Below are 13,336 nucleotides of genomic sequence, written 5' to 3'. Positions count from 1 at the left end.
GCCTGACGCGTATGCTTCAGGCTTATGTCCGCCGAGCATGATCGTGAAACCCAGTTCCCAGCTACCGGAGTGGTGCTCGCCGCCACACCGCTGGGCAACATCGGGGACGCCTCTCCACGGCTCGTGCAAGCCCTTGGTCAGGCCGATATCGTCGCCGCGGAGGATACGCGTCGCACCCGCGCGCTGGCTGCGGCACTCGGTGTGGAGATCACCGGGCGCGTGGTGTCCAACTTCGACCACAATGAGGACGCGCGTTCGCGTGAGCTTCTCGACGCCGCCCGCACCGGCACCGTCCTCGTCGTCACGGATGCCGGCATGCCGATTGTTTCCGACCCAGGGCATTCGATCGTCGCCGCCGCCCACGATGCCGGCATCCCCGTGACCTGTATCCCGGGCCCGTCTGCGGTAACCACGGCACTTGCGCTGTCCGGGCTCAACGTCGGCCACTTCATCTTCGACGGCTTCGTGCCCCGCAAGGCCGGTGCGCGCCGGGCCTGGCTGGAAACTCTTATCGACGAGCGCCGCGCCGTCTGCTGCTTCGAATCCCCGCACCGCATCGCGCAGTTGCTTGACGACGCCGCCGACGTCCTCGGCGGTACACGCCGCGCCGCGGTGTGCCGGGAGCTGACCAAAACCTACGAAGAGGTCAAGCGCGGCACCCTAGCGGAACTTGCCGAGTGGGCCGCGGACGGCGTGCGCGGGGAGATCACGCTTGTGATCGAAGGCGGGGAGCCGAAGCAGCCGGAAGCGGAAGATGTGGTGGGGAAGGTGCTTGAGCTCGTCGAAAAGGGCGAGCGTATGAAGGACGCTGCGAAACAGGTCGCCAAAGCGCACGGCGTGAAAGTAGGGGACCTGTATGATGCCGCGCTCGCTGCGCGCGGTTGAGTAAGTTCTCGCGACAACTCGGTTAGCACAAAGGTGTTATTTACGTTAGCCTGCTTGGGCACTTTTAAACACCTGAAAACTTCAAAGGAGTAACCGTATGTCTCAGCGAGACTCACAAAGGGATCCACACGATCCCGATGCGGAGACGCAGAGCACTGATCAATACGCACCCCAAGAAACTTCTGCAGCCAGCGAACTTGCTGCGCTGCTCGACGCCGACCGCGACGGCGTTGCGACGGACTACGTCGACCCGGAAGAGCGCATGGAGCGTGCCGCGGATGCAGAAGATGCCCCAGTGAACTGGGGCATTGTCATTCCGTTGGCCATTATTGTCGCGGCAATTGTCGGCTGGGGCCTGGCTGCCCCCGACAGCTTTTCCAACTTCGCCGATGCCGCCTTCACCTGGGTGATTGACAACCTGGGCTGGGCATTCGTCCTCGGCGGCACCATTTTTGTCATTTTTGTCATCGTGATTGCGGCGTCGAACTTCGGCACCATTCGCCTCGGCACCGCAGACGAGCGACCAGAATTTAAGACCACGTCATGGATCGCCATGATGTTCGCCGCCGGCATGGGCATCGGCCTGATGTTCTACGGCGCCGCAGAACCACTGGCGATGTACCTCGACGGCGTACCCGGCCACAACGAACGTGAAGTAGGCGCTGCCATGGCACAGACCATGTTCCACTGGACGCTGCACCCGTGGGCTGTGTACGCCATTCTCGGCCTGGCCATTGCGTATTCGACGTTCCGCCTTGGCCGCAAGCAGCTGCTGTCGAGCGCTTTCATCCCGCTGATCGGACAGAAGGGTGCTGACGGCTGGCTCGGTCGTCTCATTGATGCGTTCGCTGTGTTCGCCACCATCTTCGGCACCGCCTGCTCCCTGGGCCTTGGCGCGCTGCAGATCAGCTCCGGCCTGGAGGCGTCCGGCTTCGTGGACAACCCATCCACCAAGCTGACTATCGGTATTGTCTCCGTGTTGACCCTGGCGTTCCTGCTGTCCGCAATGTCGGGCGTGTCCAAGGGCATCCAGTGGCTGTCTAACGCCAACATGGTCATCGCCGCGATCCTGGCGATCTTCGTCTTTGTCTTCGGCCCGACCGTTGCGCAGCTGAACATGCTGCCGACCGCATTTGGTAACTACCTGCAGAACTTCTTCGAAATGGCAGCCCGCACCGCAGAGAGCTCCGACGGCCAGGCTGGTGACTTCCTCTCCGGCTGGACCATCTTCTACTGGGCGTGGTGGATCTCCTGGTCGCCGTTCGTCGGTACGTTCCTGGCTCGCATCTCCCGCGGCCGCACCGTGCGCGAGTTCTGCCTCGGCGTCCTGCTCGTCCCGGCTGGCCTGTCCACCGTATGGTTCGCCATCTTCGGCGGCACCGCCATCAAGATGGAGCAGGATGGCCAGTCCATCGTCGGCGGCGGCTCCAACGAGGAACAGCTGTTCAACCTGCTGCACGCCCTGCCGGGCGGCTACGTTGTCGGCGTGTTCGCCCTGTTGCTGCTGGGTACCTTCTTTATTACCTCCGCAGACTCGGCCTCGACCGTGATGGCGTCCATGACCCAGTCCGGCAAGACCGAAGCCAAGCCGTGGCTGGCCGCTATGTGGGGCGTGGCTACCGCATTCGTCGGTCTGACCCTGCTGATCTCCGGTGGTGCTGACGCGCTGAACTCTCTGCAGTCCGTCACCATCGTGGCCGCAACACCGTTCCTGTTCATCCTTATCGCGCTCATGTTCGCGATTGTGAAGGACATGTCCAACGACACCATTTACCTGGATAAGAAGGAACACGAGCGCTTCGCCCGCCAGCTGGCTATCGAGCGCCGCATGCACCGCGACCAAGCGCAACTCGACGCACGTCGCGAGCAAATGAAGAAGATGCTGAAGCCGCGCGCGAAGAACTAACGCGTAGCGTTTCGCACCTTCGTTGCTGGCCCCGCGGAGCAGTTTCATTGCTTAGCGGGGCCATAACTTATGCTGGGAGCCATGACTGCTGCTGATTCCACCCAGAACGTTCTTGTGTGTGTGGCCTGGCCGTACGCAAACGGCCCGCGCCACATCGGACACGTCGCCGGCTTCGGCGTCCCGTCCGATGTCTTCGCCCGCTACCAGCGAATGTCCGGCAAGAACGTGCTTATGGTCTCCGGCACCGACGAACACGGCACCCCGCTGTTGGTCCAGGCGGATAAGGAAGGCGTCAGCGTCAAGGAATTGGCGGACCGCTACAACAAGCAGATCGTGGAAGACCTCGCAGGCCTTGGCCTGTCCTACGACCTGTTTACCCGCACCACCACCCGCAACCACTACGCGGTGGTCCAAGAACTGTTCCGCGGGTTGGACGCTAACGGCTACATGGTGAAGGAAACCACCAAGGGTGCGATCTCCCCGTCGACGGGCCGCACACTGCCGGACCGCTACATCGAGGGCACCTGCCCAATCTGTGGCGCAACCGATGCCCGCGGTGACCAGTGCGACACCTGCGGCAACCAGCTGGACCCGGCAGACCTGATCAACCCGGTGTCCAAGATCAATGGCGAGGCCCCGGAGTTCGTCGAGACTGAGCACTACATGCTCGACCTGCCGTCGCTCCACGACGCACTCGAGGCGTGGCTGTCCACCCGCGAGGACTGGCGCCCGAATGTGTTGAAGTTCTCCCTGAACCTGCTCGAGGACATGCGTCCGCGCGCCATGACCCGCGACATCGACTGGGGCATCCCGATCCCAGTAGAGGGCTGGCAGGACAACCCGTCGAAGAAGCTCTACGTCTGGTTCGACGCCGTCGTCGGTTACTTGTCTGCCTCCATCGAGTGGGCCCACAACATTGGCAAGCCGGAAGCTTGGAAGGACTTCTGGCAGGACCCAGCCACCGAGGGCTACTACTTCATGGGCAAGGACAACATCACCTTCCACTCCCAGATCTGGCCGGCGGAGCTGCTTGGCTACGCGGGCAAGGGCTCCAAGGGCGGCGAGGTACACAGTCTTGGCGAGCTCAACCTGCCCACCGAGGTTGTCTCTTCTGAGTTCCTCACCATGTCGGGCTCGAAGTTCTCCTCGTCGAAGGGCGTGGTCATTTACGTCAAGGACTTCCTCAAGGAGTTCGGCCCGGACCCGCTGCGCTACTTCATCGCAGTCGCAGGCCCGGAGAACAATGACACCGACTTCACCTGGGACGAGTTCGTCCGTCGCGTGAACAACGAGCTGGCCAACGGCTGGGGCAACCTGGTCAACCGCACCGTGTCCATGGCGCACAAGAACTTCGGCCAGGTGCCCGCGCCGGGCCCGCTGGAAGCGTCCGATGAGCGCATTCTGAACCTTGCGGAAGAAACCTTTGCTACCGCCGGTGCGGACCTGAGCGAGGCTCGGTTCAAGAACGCGATCACCAAGATCATGCACGTCGTTGGTGAAGCGAACGCCTACATCGCCGAGCAGGAGCCGTGGAAGCTGGCTAAGGACGAGTCCCAGCGTGAGCGTCTGGCCACCGTGCTGTGGACCGCGCTGCAGGTGGTGTCGGACTGCAACGCCATGCTCACCCCGTTCCTGCCGCACACCGCCCAGAAGGTCCACGAGACCCTCGGTCGCAGTGGTGTGTGGGCTGCCGAGCCGCGCATCGAGGAGATTGTCGACGACGCCGACTTCGACCTCGTCGGCGTCGGCCTTCCGGAGAAGGGCCAGAAGTACCTGACCATCACCGGTGACTACACCCAGCAGCAGGCCGTGTGGCAGCGCGTGGAGGTCACCCCGGGCACCGAATTGGCTAAGCCGCAGCCGCTGATTGCCAAGCTCGATCCTGAACTCGGCGAGACCGGCCCAGAGTGGGCGCCGGTGCAGAAGTAGTCCTAGAGAAACTGGTTGAGGAACCCGGTGAGTTTGCCGGGTTCTTCGTCTTCAAAGCGCTGGTCTACAACGACGAGCGGGGCGGTGTATTTCTCGTCCGCGCCGCCGGGATTTTTGACGACGACAAGATCGGTGCCGTAGTCGTCGATAAGCAATTGCCAAGAAAAGCCCTCCCGCACGAGCGCCTCGCCGAGTGCGGTGCCGTAGATGCGGGCGGTTTCGCCGCGAGGAAATGCACGCTGCACATCGCGGGGAAGCGCCAGGTAATCGGCAAGTTCCTCCTCGAACGAGGCGACGATATCCGCCGGGGAACCGTTGATGCCACGCCCGGCGGCTTCTGCCAGGTCGGCCTCAATTTGGGTGCGGGTGGCTGAGTCAATGTCTTCAAATGCCATAGGGTGCATCGTATGAGCAAAAAGAAGCCACGTCCCACTCCCGTGCCCGCCGAACCGATCGAAGGTCTTGTCGATGCACACACGCACCTCGCGTCCTGCGGGGCGCGCACCGCGGAAGAGATCGACGCGTTTGTCCAGCGTGCCGTAGCTGCCGGGGTCGAGCGCATCTGCACTGTCGGCGATGGCCTCGACGAAGCGGAGCTTGCGCTTCAGGCCGCACATCTCAACGAGCGCGTGTTTGCCGCGTGCGCGATCCATCCGACCAGGGCGCATGAACTTGACGACGACGCGCGTGCCCGCCTACAGACCATGGCCGCCGACGCGCGTTGCGTGGCGGTGGGGGAGACCGGCATCGATACGTACTGGCTCAAACACGACGCGGAGCGCACCGCACCCCTGGAGGTGCAGGAGGAAGCGTTTCGCTGGCACATCGACCTGGCCTGCGAGTCGGGCAAGGCGCTGATGATCCACAACCGCGAAGGCGACGAGGAGATGATGCGGATTCTCGACGACGCCCCGCGCCCCGAACACGTCATTTTGCACTGCTTCTCCTCGCCACTGGACGTTGCACGCGAGGCGATCGAGCGTGGCTACGTGCTGAGCTTCGCCGGCAACGTCACGTTCAAGCGCAACGAGGAACTGCGCGAAGCCGCCCGCTTGGCACCTGCCGGCCAGTTGTTGGTGGAGACGGACGCGCCGTACATGACGCCGGAGCCGTTCCGCGGCGCGCGCAACGAGCCATCGCTTATCGGCCACACCGCGAAGGTATTGGCCGAAGTCCGCGACATGGATGTGGCCGATGTGGCACGTGATATCAGTGAGACGTTTTCACGCGTCTACGGGGTGTGACCTGGAACATTAGTGCGCGTCGGTCCTTGTGTCCCGGCGGGCGTTACCGTATTGTTACCGAAGTTGCTTTACGTTAACCCCTCGGAGGAAGCGCGAATGTCTCGTCAGATCAAGCGGATCAACCCGAAGAACTCCGCCGCAAAACGCGTCGCCGTCGGCACTGTCGCCGGCGCCGTGCTCGTCGGTGGCGCGGGCACCGCGCTGGCCTCCCAGAAGCAAATCACCGTGGATGTCAACGGTGAGGAAACCAACGTCCGCACCTACGCCGCCGACGTCGCAGGCGTACTGCAGTCCGCGGGCGTTGACGTTGACCCGCAGGACCTTGTCTACCCAGCGCCGGGGGAGAAGATCTCGCGTGGCGATACCGTCACCGTGCGCACCGCCAAGCCGGTCGCCGTTGTCGTCGACGGTGTTGCCCAGCAGATCACCTCGACCGCCAGTACCGTCGGCGAACTGCTCGAGGAAGCCGGCGTTACCTCCGCCGCGGGCGTGGACATCGACCGCGACGAGACGGTCACCGAAGGCCTCAACGTGGACGTGACCACCCCGAAGATCGTGGCACTTCGCGACGGCGGCAACCTCACCTACGTCTCCGCCGCCGCCAAAACCGTCGGCGACCTGCTGTCGGCGCGTGGCGTCACCTTCGATAGCGACGACCGTTTGAACCATGCGCTCGCCGATGCCATCGTGCCCGGCATGGAAATCGTCCTCGACCGCGTCAACACCATCGACCGCCCAGAGACCGTCGCGGTGGAAGAACCCGCCGAATACATTGACGACGACACCCTCGACGAAGGCACCGAAGAAGTCCGCGAAGAAGGCGTGCAGGGCGAAAAGCAGATCATCCACCGCACCGTGACCGTCAACGGTGTTGTCGAATCCGAAGGCGTTGCCGAGGAGAAGGAAACCAAGAAGGGCAAGCCCGCCGTCATCGCGCGTGGCACCAAGCAGACGGGCAACACCGGCGCGGCAGCCCCTGCCGTGGCTAACGGTTCCGTCTGGGATGCGATCGCAGCCTGCGAATCCGGCGGCAACTGGTCCATCAACACCGGCAACGGCTACCACGGTGGCCTGCAGTTCAACCCGGGCACCTGGGCAGCCTACGGCGGCACCGCCTTCGCGCCGACCGCCGACCTGGCCACCCGCGAACAGCAGATCGCCATCGCCGAGCGCACCCAGGCCGCCCAAGGTTGGGGCGCATGGCCTGCCTGCACCGCCCGTCTGGGCCTGCGCTAAATGGCCGGCGCGCAACTGCTCGGCCCGGCCGAGATCCGCGAACTCGCGGCAGAACTCGACGTCACGCCCACAAAGAAGCTGGGGCAGAACTTTCTGCACGACCCGAACACCGTGCGCATGATCGTCGGCGCCGCAGAGCTTTCGCCTGACGACGTCGTCGTGGAGGTCGGCCCAGGCCTGGGATCACTCACGCTCGGACTCGTCGATACGGTCTCGCGGGTCGTCGCGCTTGAAATCGACCCACGTCTCGCGGGACGGCTGCCGGCAACCGTTCAGGCGCGTGCGCCCGAGTACGCCGAGCGCCTCACCGTGATCACCACCGACGCGCTGAAGGTGCGCCGCGACGACCTCGACGTCGAACCGACAGCGCTGGTAGCCAACCTGCCGTACAACGTCTCCGTGCCAGTGCTGTTGCACCTGCTGGAGGAGTTCCCCACAATCAAGCGCGTGCTGGTCATGGTGCAAAAAGAAGTCGCCGACCGCCTCGCTGCCGTGCCAGGCTCCAAGATCTACGGCGTGCCCAGTGTGAAGGCCGCGTTCTACGGGGACGTCTCGCGCGCCGGCACCATCGGCAAACACGTCTTCTGGCCGGCCCCGAACATCGAATCTGGGCTCGTGCGCATCGACGTCAACGACGACAACCCGCGCGAACTGCGCGAGCGTATCTTCCCGATCGTGGACGCCGCCTTCGCGCAACGCCGCAAGACGCTTCGCTCCACACTCGCGGGCATCTACGGCTCGCCCGCAAACGCCGAAGCAGCTTTGCGCGCAGCGGGAATCGACCCAGGCCTGCGTGGTGAAAAACTTACCGTGGCCGACTTTGTACAGTTAGGCCATGCGTAAGTACGTCGCCTCCGCACCAGGCAAGGTCAACCTCCACCTCGGAGTAGGGGAGGCCCGCGCCGACGGCTATCACGACCTGGTCAGCGTCTTCCACGCCGTGGACCGCCGCGAAGTGGTCACGCTCGTCGCCTCCGACACGCTCACCGAGGGCCCCATCGTGCGCTCCATGCGGACCACGTTTTACGTCGACGAGCCGGAAGAGAGCATCGACGGGCCAACCAACCTGGCGTGGCGCGCGGTCAACGCAGTTGCTGAGCGTGCCGGGATCGCCCTTCCGGAGGTCCACATCGAGGTGGCCAAGCACGTCTTCGTCGCTGGCGGGATGGCGGGCGGTTCCGCCGACGCTGCCGCTGCACTGGTCGCCGCGAACGCGCTCGTGGCTGATCACGGCGAGCCGCTTACGGCTGAGACGTTGCACGAGTTGGCAGCGTCGCTCGGCGCTGACGTGCCATTTTCGCTCATGGGCGGCACAGCACTCGGCACCGGCCGGGGAGATGAACTCGTCGAAATGCTGTCGCGCGGCCGTTTGAACTGGGTGTTCGTCAACCCCAAGGTGGGTATTTCCACCGGCGGAGCATTTTCGCTTCTCGACGACCTGCGTCACGGCAACCCAGCCCTCGTCCCACACCTCAACACCGCAGGCCTGTCCCAGGCGTTGACCTCGGGCGACGCGGCGCGGGTGGCAGAGGCGCTGCACAACGACCTCGACGCGGCAGCGCTGTCGATGCGCCCGCAACTCAAGCGGCTTATCGACGCTGCCAACGAAGCAGGCCTGCGCGCCATGGTGTCCGGCTCCGGGCCCACGGTCGCGGTGCTGTGCGAAAGCCTCGAGCACGCCCAATGGGTCGCCGAACACTTGGCGGAGCGATTCGAGGGCTACGAGATCTTCGTCGCCGAAGGACCCGACCACGGCGCGGTGCTCGAGACCGCCGATTAGGCAGGGTGCGTAGACTATGCACCCGATATGGCTAACCTGATCAACCTTGAAAACGTCTCCAAAACGTGGGGGCTGAAAACCCTGCTCGACGGTGTCTCCCTCGGCGTGCAAACCAACGACCGCATCGGCATCGTCGGCGTCAACGGCGGCGGCAAAACCACCCTGCTTGAAGTGCTCACCGGCATCGAAGCGCCCGACGCGGGCCGCGTCTCCCACAACTCGGGCCTGCGCATGGCAGTGGTCACCCAGCGTTTCGACCTCGACGAGACCCTCACCGTCGGCCAAGCCGTCGTCGAACCGCTCGGCCTGCAGACCTACGAGTGGGCCTCGAACGCCAAGGTTCGCGAGGTCCTTCAAGGCACCGGCGTGGCCGAGCTCGGCCTGGACACCCCGGTAGGCAACCTCTCTGGTGGCGAGCGTCGCCGCGTGAACCTCGCCGCGGCACTCGTGCAGGACCTCGACCTGGTCGTGCTCGACGAGCCAACCAACCACCTTGACGTCGAAGGCGTGCAGTGGCTCGCTGACCATTTGTTGTCGCGCAAGGTGGCGGTGGTCGTCGTCACGCACGATCGCTGGTTCCTCGACACCGTGGCCACCCTGACCTGGGAAGTCCACGACGGCACCGTCGATGTCTACGAAGGTGGCTACAACGACTGGACCTTCGCGCGCGCCGAACGTGCCCGCCAGGCCGACGCCATCGAGCAGCGCCGCCAAAACCTCGCCCGCAAGGAACTCGCGTGGCTACGCCGCGGCGCACCCGCACGCACATCGAAGCCGCGCTACCGCATCGAAGCCGCAGAAGCCCTGATCAAAGACGTCCCGCCGCCGCGCGACACCGTCGAACTCATGGCGTTTTCCAAGCAACGCCAAGGCCGTGTCGTCATCGAACTCGAAGACGCACGCATCGACGCCCCCGACGGCCGCACACTCGTCGACCACCTCACCTGGCGCCTCGCACCCGGAGAGCGCATCGGCCTTGTCGGCGTGAACGGCTCCGGCAAAACCACCCTCCTGCGCACCCTCGCCGGCGAATACCCACTCGCCGCCGGTAAACGCATCGAAGGCCAAACCGCACGCATCGGCTGGCTGCGCCAAGAACTCGACGACCTCGACCCGGAACGCCGCGTCATCGACGCCGTCGAAGACGTGGCCACCTACATCCAATTCGGCAAACGCGAAATGTCCGCCTCCCAACTCGCCGAACGCCTCGGCTTCTCCCCGAAACGCCAACGCACCCCCGTGCGCGACCTCTCCGGCGGCGAACGCCGTCGCCTCCAACTCACGCGCGTGCTCATGGCCGAGCCGAACATCTTGCTTCTCGACGAGCCCACCAACGACCTCGACATCGACACCCTCCAAGAGTTAGAAAACCTCCTCGACTCCTGGCCAGGCACGCTCGTGGTGATCTCCCACGACCGCTACCTCATCGAACGCATCGCGGACACCACCTACGCCCTGTTCGGCGACGGCACCTTAACCAACCTGCCCGGCGGCATCCAGCAGTACCTGGACCGCCGCGCCGCCGAAGCCACAGACGCAGGCCCGCTCGATTTGGGGGACCGGGGGCAGGAGGTCGTCGACAAGCAAAAGGGTCTCAGTTCGCAGGAAGAGCGCGAGATCCAAAAGCAGATGAAGTCTCTGGAGCGCAAGATCGCGAAGGAAAGCGAGCGGGCAGAAGCACTCGAAGCCGAGATCACCGCACTGTCCGAGGCCGGCGACTTCGACGCCATCGGCGCCAAAACCAAAGAACTCAACGCCGCCAAAGACACCCGCGAGGAACTCGAAATGGAATGGCTCGAACTCGGCGAGCAGCTTGAAAGCTAACTCCGCGTAGGGTGGGGCGCATGATTCTGATCAACGTACGATTCAAGCCCCTGCCCGAACACGTCGAGAACTTCCGCGAACTGGTCAAAGACTTCACCGACGCCTCCCGCGCCGAAGAAGGCAACATCTTCTTCGACTGGTACCGCAACGAAGACAACCCCGACGAATACCTGCTCATCGAAGCATTCCACGACGACGCCGCCGAAGCCCACGTCAACTCCGACCACTTCAAGGCAGCACAGGAATTCTTCCCAACGATCCTGAAGGAAACCCCGACCATCATCAACACCCTCATCGAAGGCAAAACCGAATGGGACAAGATGGCGGAATTCAAGGTCAATTAGGGGTAACCCGGGTGTGACGACGTGTGACGAGGTGTCACCCAGGGCGCTTTTATGCCCTAATATCACCCACGTCACATTCCCGTCATTGAAAGGAGTGCCCCCGTGACCGCTCCAAACCCCAACACCGGCGGCTCAACCGCAGCCGACGTACCCACCAAGCCGCCAGCAGCGGCACGCAGCATCGGCCCCATGGTCGGCGCCATCTTCCTGATGGCCACCTCCGCCATCGGGCCGGGCTTCCTCACCCAAACCTCCGTCTTCACGGTCCAGATGGGCGCGGCGTTCGCGTTCGCCATCCTGCTGTCCATCATCGTGGACATCGTCATCCAATTGAACGTCTGGCGCATCCTCGGCGTTTCCGGCCTGCGCGCCAGCGAACTTGCCAACGCCGTACTGCCGGGCCTCGGCTGGTTTTTGGCCATCCTCGTCGGCATCGGCGGACTCGTCTTTAACATCGGCAACATTGCCGGCACCGGCCTCGGCGTCCAAGCGCTTACCGGCGACACCGTCGACCCGAAGATCGGTGGCGCCATCTCCGCCATCATCGCCATCTGCGTGTTCCTCTGGAAGCGCGCGGGTGCCGCCCTCGACGTCCTCGTCGGCATCCTCGGCGCACTGATGATCCTGCTCATGCTCTACGTCGCCATCTCCTCAAACCCGCCAGTGGCTGAGGCGATGCGCCAATCCGTCGCCCCGGACGCCGTGGACTTCAAGGTGATCACCACACTCATCGGCGGTTCCGTCGGCGGCTACATCGTGTTCGCCGGCGTGCACAGGATTATCGACGCCGGCCACACCGGCCCCGAAAACCTCGACTACATCTCCCGCTCCTCGGTCACCGGCATCATCGTCACCGGCATCATGCGCGTGCTGCTGTTCCTCGCGGTGCTGGGTGTCGTCGCAACGGGCGTTGCTCTGTCTAAGGACAACACCGCCGCAGACGTCTTCTACCAAGCCGCAGGCGACATCGGCCGTCGCATGTTCGGCCTCGTCCTGTGGGCTGCGGGCCTGTCCTCGGTCATCGGCGCATCGTTCACCTCGATCTCGTTTTTGACCAAGCAGGGTTTCGACCCGAAGAAGCGCGGCTGGCTCACGGTCGGCTTCATCGTCATCTCCACCGTTATCTACCTGTTCGTTGGCTCTGCACCGCAGAAGCTCCTCATCTTCGCAGGCGCCTTCAACGGTCTGATCCTGCCGATCGGTTTCGCCGTCGTCCTCTACGTCGGTTTCTTCCGCAAGGACCTGCTGCGTGGCTACAAGCCGCCGATGTGGATGCTGGTCCTTGGCGCCATCACGCTTGTCGGTTGCGCTTGGATGGGTTGGAGCTCCATCAGCACCTTGCCCACACTGTGGGCGTAGTCTGAAGGGCATGCAGCCTGCCTCTATGACCCCAGCGCAAGCCCGCGCGTTGTTCCGCACCACCGATGTGCCGACGACGGCGGGCTTTTCCGCTGGTTACGCCCAAGCCAACCTGATCGCGCTGGATAAGAAGTACGCATTCGATTTCTTGCTGTTCGCGCAGCGCAACCCGAAGCCGTGTCCGATCCTGGGGGTGTTGGAGCCGGGGCAGGTGGAGTCGTCGCTACTCGCGGGTGGCGATATTCGCACCGACATTCCCGCCTACCGCGTGTTCAAGGACGGCTCGCTTATCGACGAGCCCCTCAACGCCACCGAATACTGGACCGACAACACCGTCGCGTTCCTTATCGGCTGCTCGTTCACCTTCGAGGCGGCCCTGCTGGACAACGGGGTGCCCGTGGCGCACATCGAGCAGGGGCGCAACGTGCCGATGTATATGACCAACATCGACTGCGAGCCAGCCGGCGTGTTCTCCGGCAAGATGGTCGTCTCCATGCGGCCGATTCCTGCGTCGCAGGTGGCTGATGCGGTGCGGATCACGTCGCGCTACCCAGCCGTGCATGGTGCGCCCGTGCACGTGGGGGATCCGGCCGCAATTGGTATCGCTGATCTCGGTTCGCCGGACTTCGGCTCCGCCGTGGACATCCCGGCAGGGACCGTGCCGGTGTTCTGGGCGTGTGGGGTCACGCCGCAGTCGATTGTGATGTCGTCGAAGCCCGATCTGGCAATCTGTCACGCGCCGGGCAAGATGCTCGTCACCGACGCCCGCGACCTCGCCTACCAGGTGCCTTAGGGGTTATCCACAGGAGCGAATTCGCAAATTTCACAG

General features: G+C 63.9%; 12 protein-coding genes. 11 read left to right on the top strand and 1 reads right to left on the bottom strand.

Annotation, left to right across the window (positions count from 1 at the left end; genetic code table 11):
• The first annotated feature begins 24 nt into the window (after positions 1-24).
• The 3 genes from rsmI (at position 25) to metG (ending at position 4,720) form a co-directional block, all read left to right on the top strand.
• On the top strand, positions 25-885 hold the full coding sequence (gene rsmI, locus HMPREF2690_RS06300; protein ID WP_070820439.1) for a 16S rRNA (cytidine(1402)-2'-O)-methyltransferase: 861 nt from the start codon (positions 25-27) through the stop codon (positions 883-885).
• A gap of 97 nt (positions 886-982) precedes the next feature.
• Positions 983-2,791, top strand: coding sequence for a BCCT family transporter (locus HMPREF2690_RS06295; protein ID WP_083279308.1), 1,809 nt, complete (start codon positions 983-985; stop codon positions 2,789-2,791).
• 81 nt (positions 2,792-2,872) lie between these two features.
• Entirely contained in the window at positions 2,873-4,720 is a 1,848-nt protein-coding gene (gene metG / locus HMPREF2690_RS06290; protein WP_246819515.1) for a methionine--tRNA ligase, read from the top strand.
• A 2-nt stretch (positions 4,721-4,722) separates the two neighbouring features.
• On the opposite strand, the gene HMPREF2690_RS06285 is transcribed toward metG, so the two are convergent.
• Complete coding sequence (locus HMPREF2690_RS06285; RefSeq protein WP_070771642.1) at positions 4,723-5,115, bottom strand: DUF3806 domain-containing protein; 393 nt, start codon at positions 5,113-5,115, stop codon at positions 4,723-4,725.
• 12 nt (positions 5,116-5,127) lie between these two features.
• On the opposite strand from HMPREF2690_RS06285, the gene HMPREF2690_RS06280 reads away from it, so the two are divergent.
• The 8 genes from HMPREF2690_RS06280 (at position 5,128) to HMPREF2690_RS06245 (ending at position 13,300) form a co-directional block, all read left to right on the top strand.
• Positions 5,128-5,964 (top strand): TatD family hydrolase, encoded by an 837-nt coding sequence (locus HMPREF2690_RS06280; protein WP_070820437.1) that lies wholly within the window; start codon positions 5,128-5,130, stop codon positions 5,962-5,964.
• A gap of 96 nt (positions 5,965-6,060) precedes the next feature.
• Positions 6,061-7,200, top strand: coding sequence for a resuscitation-promoting factor (locus tag HMPREF2690_RS06275; protein ID WP_070421408.1), 1,140 nt, complete (start codon positions 6,061-6,063; stop codon positions 7,198-7,200).
• Positions 7,201-8,043: a 16S rRNA (adenine(1518)-N(6)/adenine(1519)-N(6))-dimethyltransferase RsmA gene (rsmA, locus tag HMPREF2690_RS06270; protein WP_070820436.1), complete on the top strand. Its 843-nt coding sequence runs from the start codon at positions 7,201-7,203 to the stop codon at positions 8,041-8,043. It abuts the gene before it with no gap.
• Positions 8,036-8,980 (top strand): 4-(cytidine 5'-diphospho)-2-C-methyl-D-erythritol kinase, encoded by a 945-nt coding sequence (locus HMPREF2690_RS06265; RefSeq protein ID WP_070820435.1) that lies wholly within the window; start codon positions 8,036-8,038, stop codon positions 8,978-8,980. Before rsmA ends, HMPREF2690_RS06265 begins: the two co-directional genes overlap by 8 nt.
• 27 nt (positions 8,981-9,007) lie before the next feature.
• On the top strand, positions 9,008-10,804 hold the full coding sequence (locus HMPREF2690_RS06260; RefSeq protein ID WP_070820434.1) for an ABC-F family ATP-binding cassette domain-containing protein: 1,797 nt from the start codon (positions 9,008-9,010) through the stop codon (positions 10,802-10,804).
• 20 nt (positions 10,805-10,824) lie between these two features.
• Entirely contained in the window at positions 10,825-11,148 is a 324-nt protein-coding gene (locus HMPREF2690_RS06255) for a putative quinol monooxygenase (protein WP_070820433.1), read from the top strand.
• Between the two features lie 189 nt (positions 11,149-11,337).
• Entirely contained in the window at positions 11,338-12,507 is a 1,170-nt protein-coding gene (locus HMPREF2690_RS06250) for an NRAMP family divalent metal transporter (RefSeq protein WP_083320331.1), read from the top strand.
• Positions 12,508-12,517: 10 nt separating this feature from the next.
• On the top strand, positions 12,518-13,300 hold the full coding sequence (locus HMPREF2690_RS06245; RefSeq protein ID WP_070820431.1) for a putative hydro-lyase: 783 nt from the start codon (positions 12,518-12,520) through the stop codon (positions 13,298-13,300).
• The last annotated feature ends 36 nt before the right edge of the window (positions 13,301-13,336 follow it).

Origin of the sequence: Corynebacterium sp. HMSC034E11 (assembly GCF_001835905.1) — a bacterium.
Classification (GTDB): Bacteria; Actinomycetota; Actinomycetes; order Mycobacteriales; family Mycobacteriaceae; genus Corynebacterium; species Corynebacterium coyleae.
This window is presented reverse-complemented; position numbering and strand designations above follow the sequence as displayed.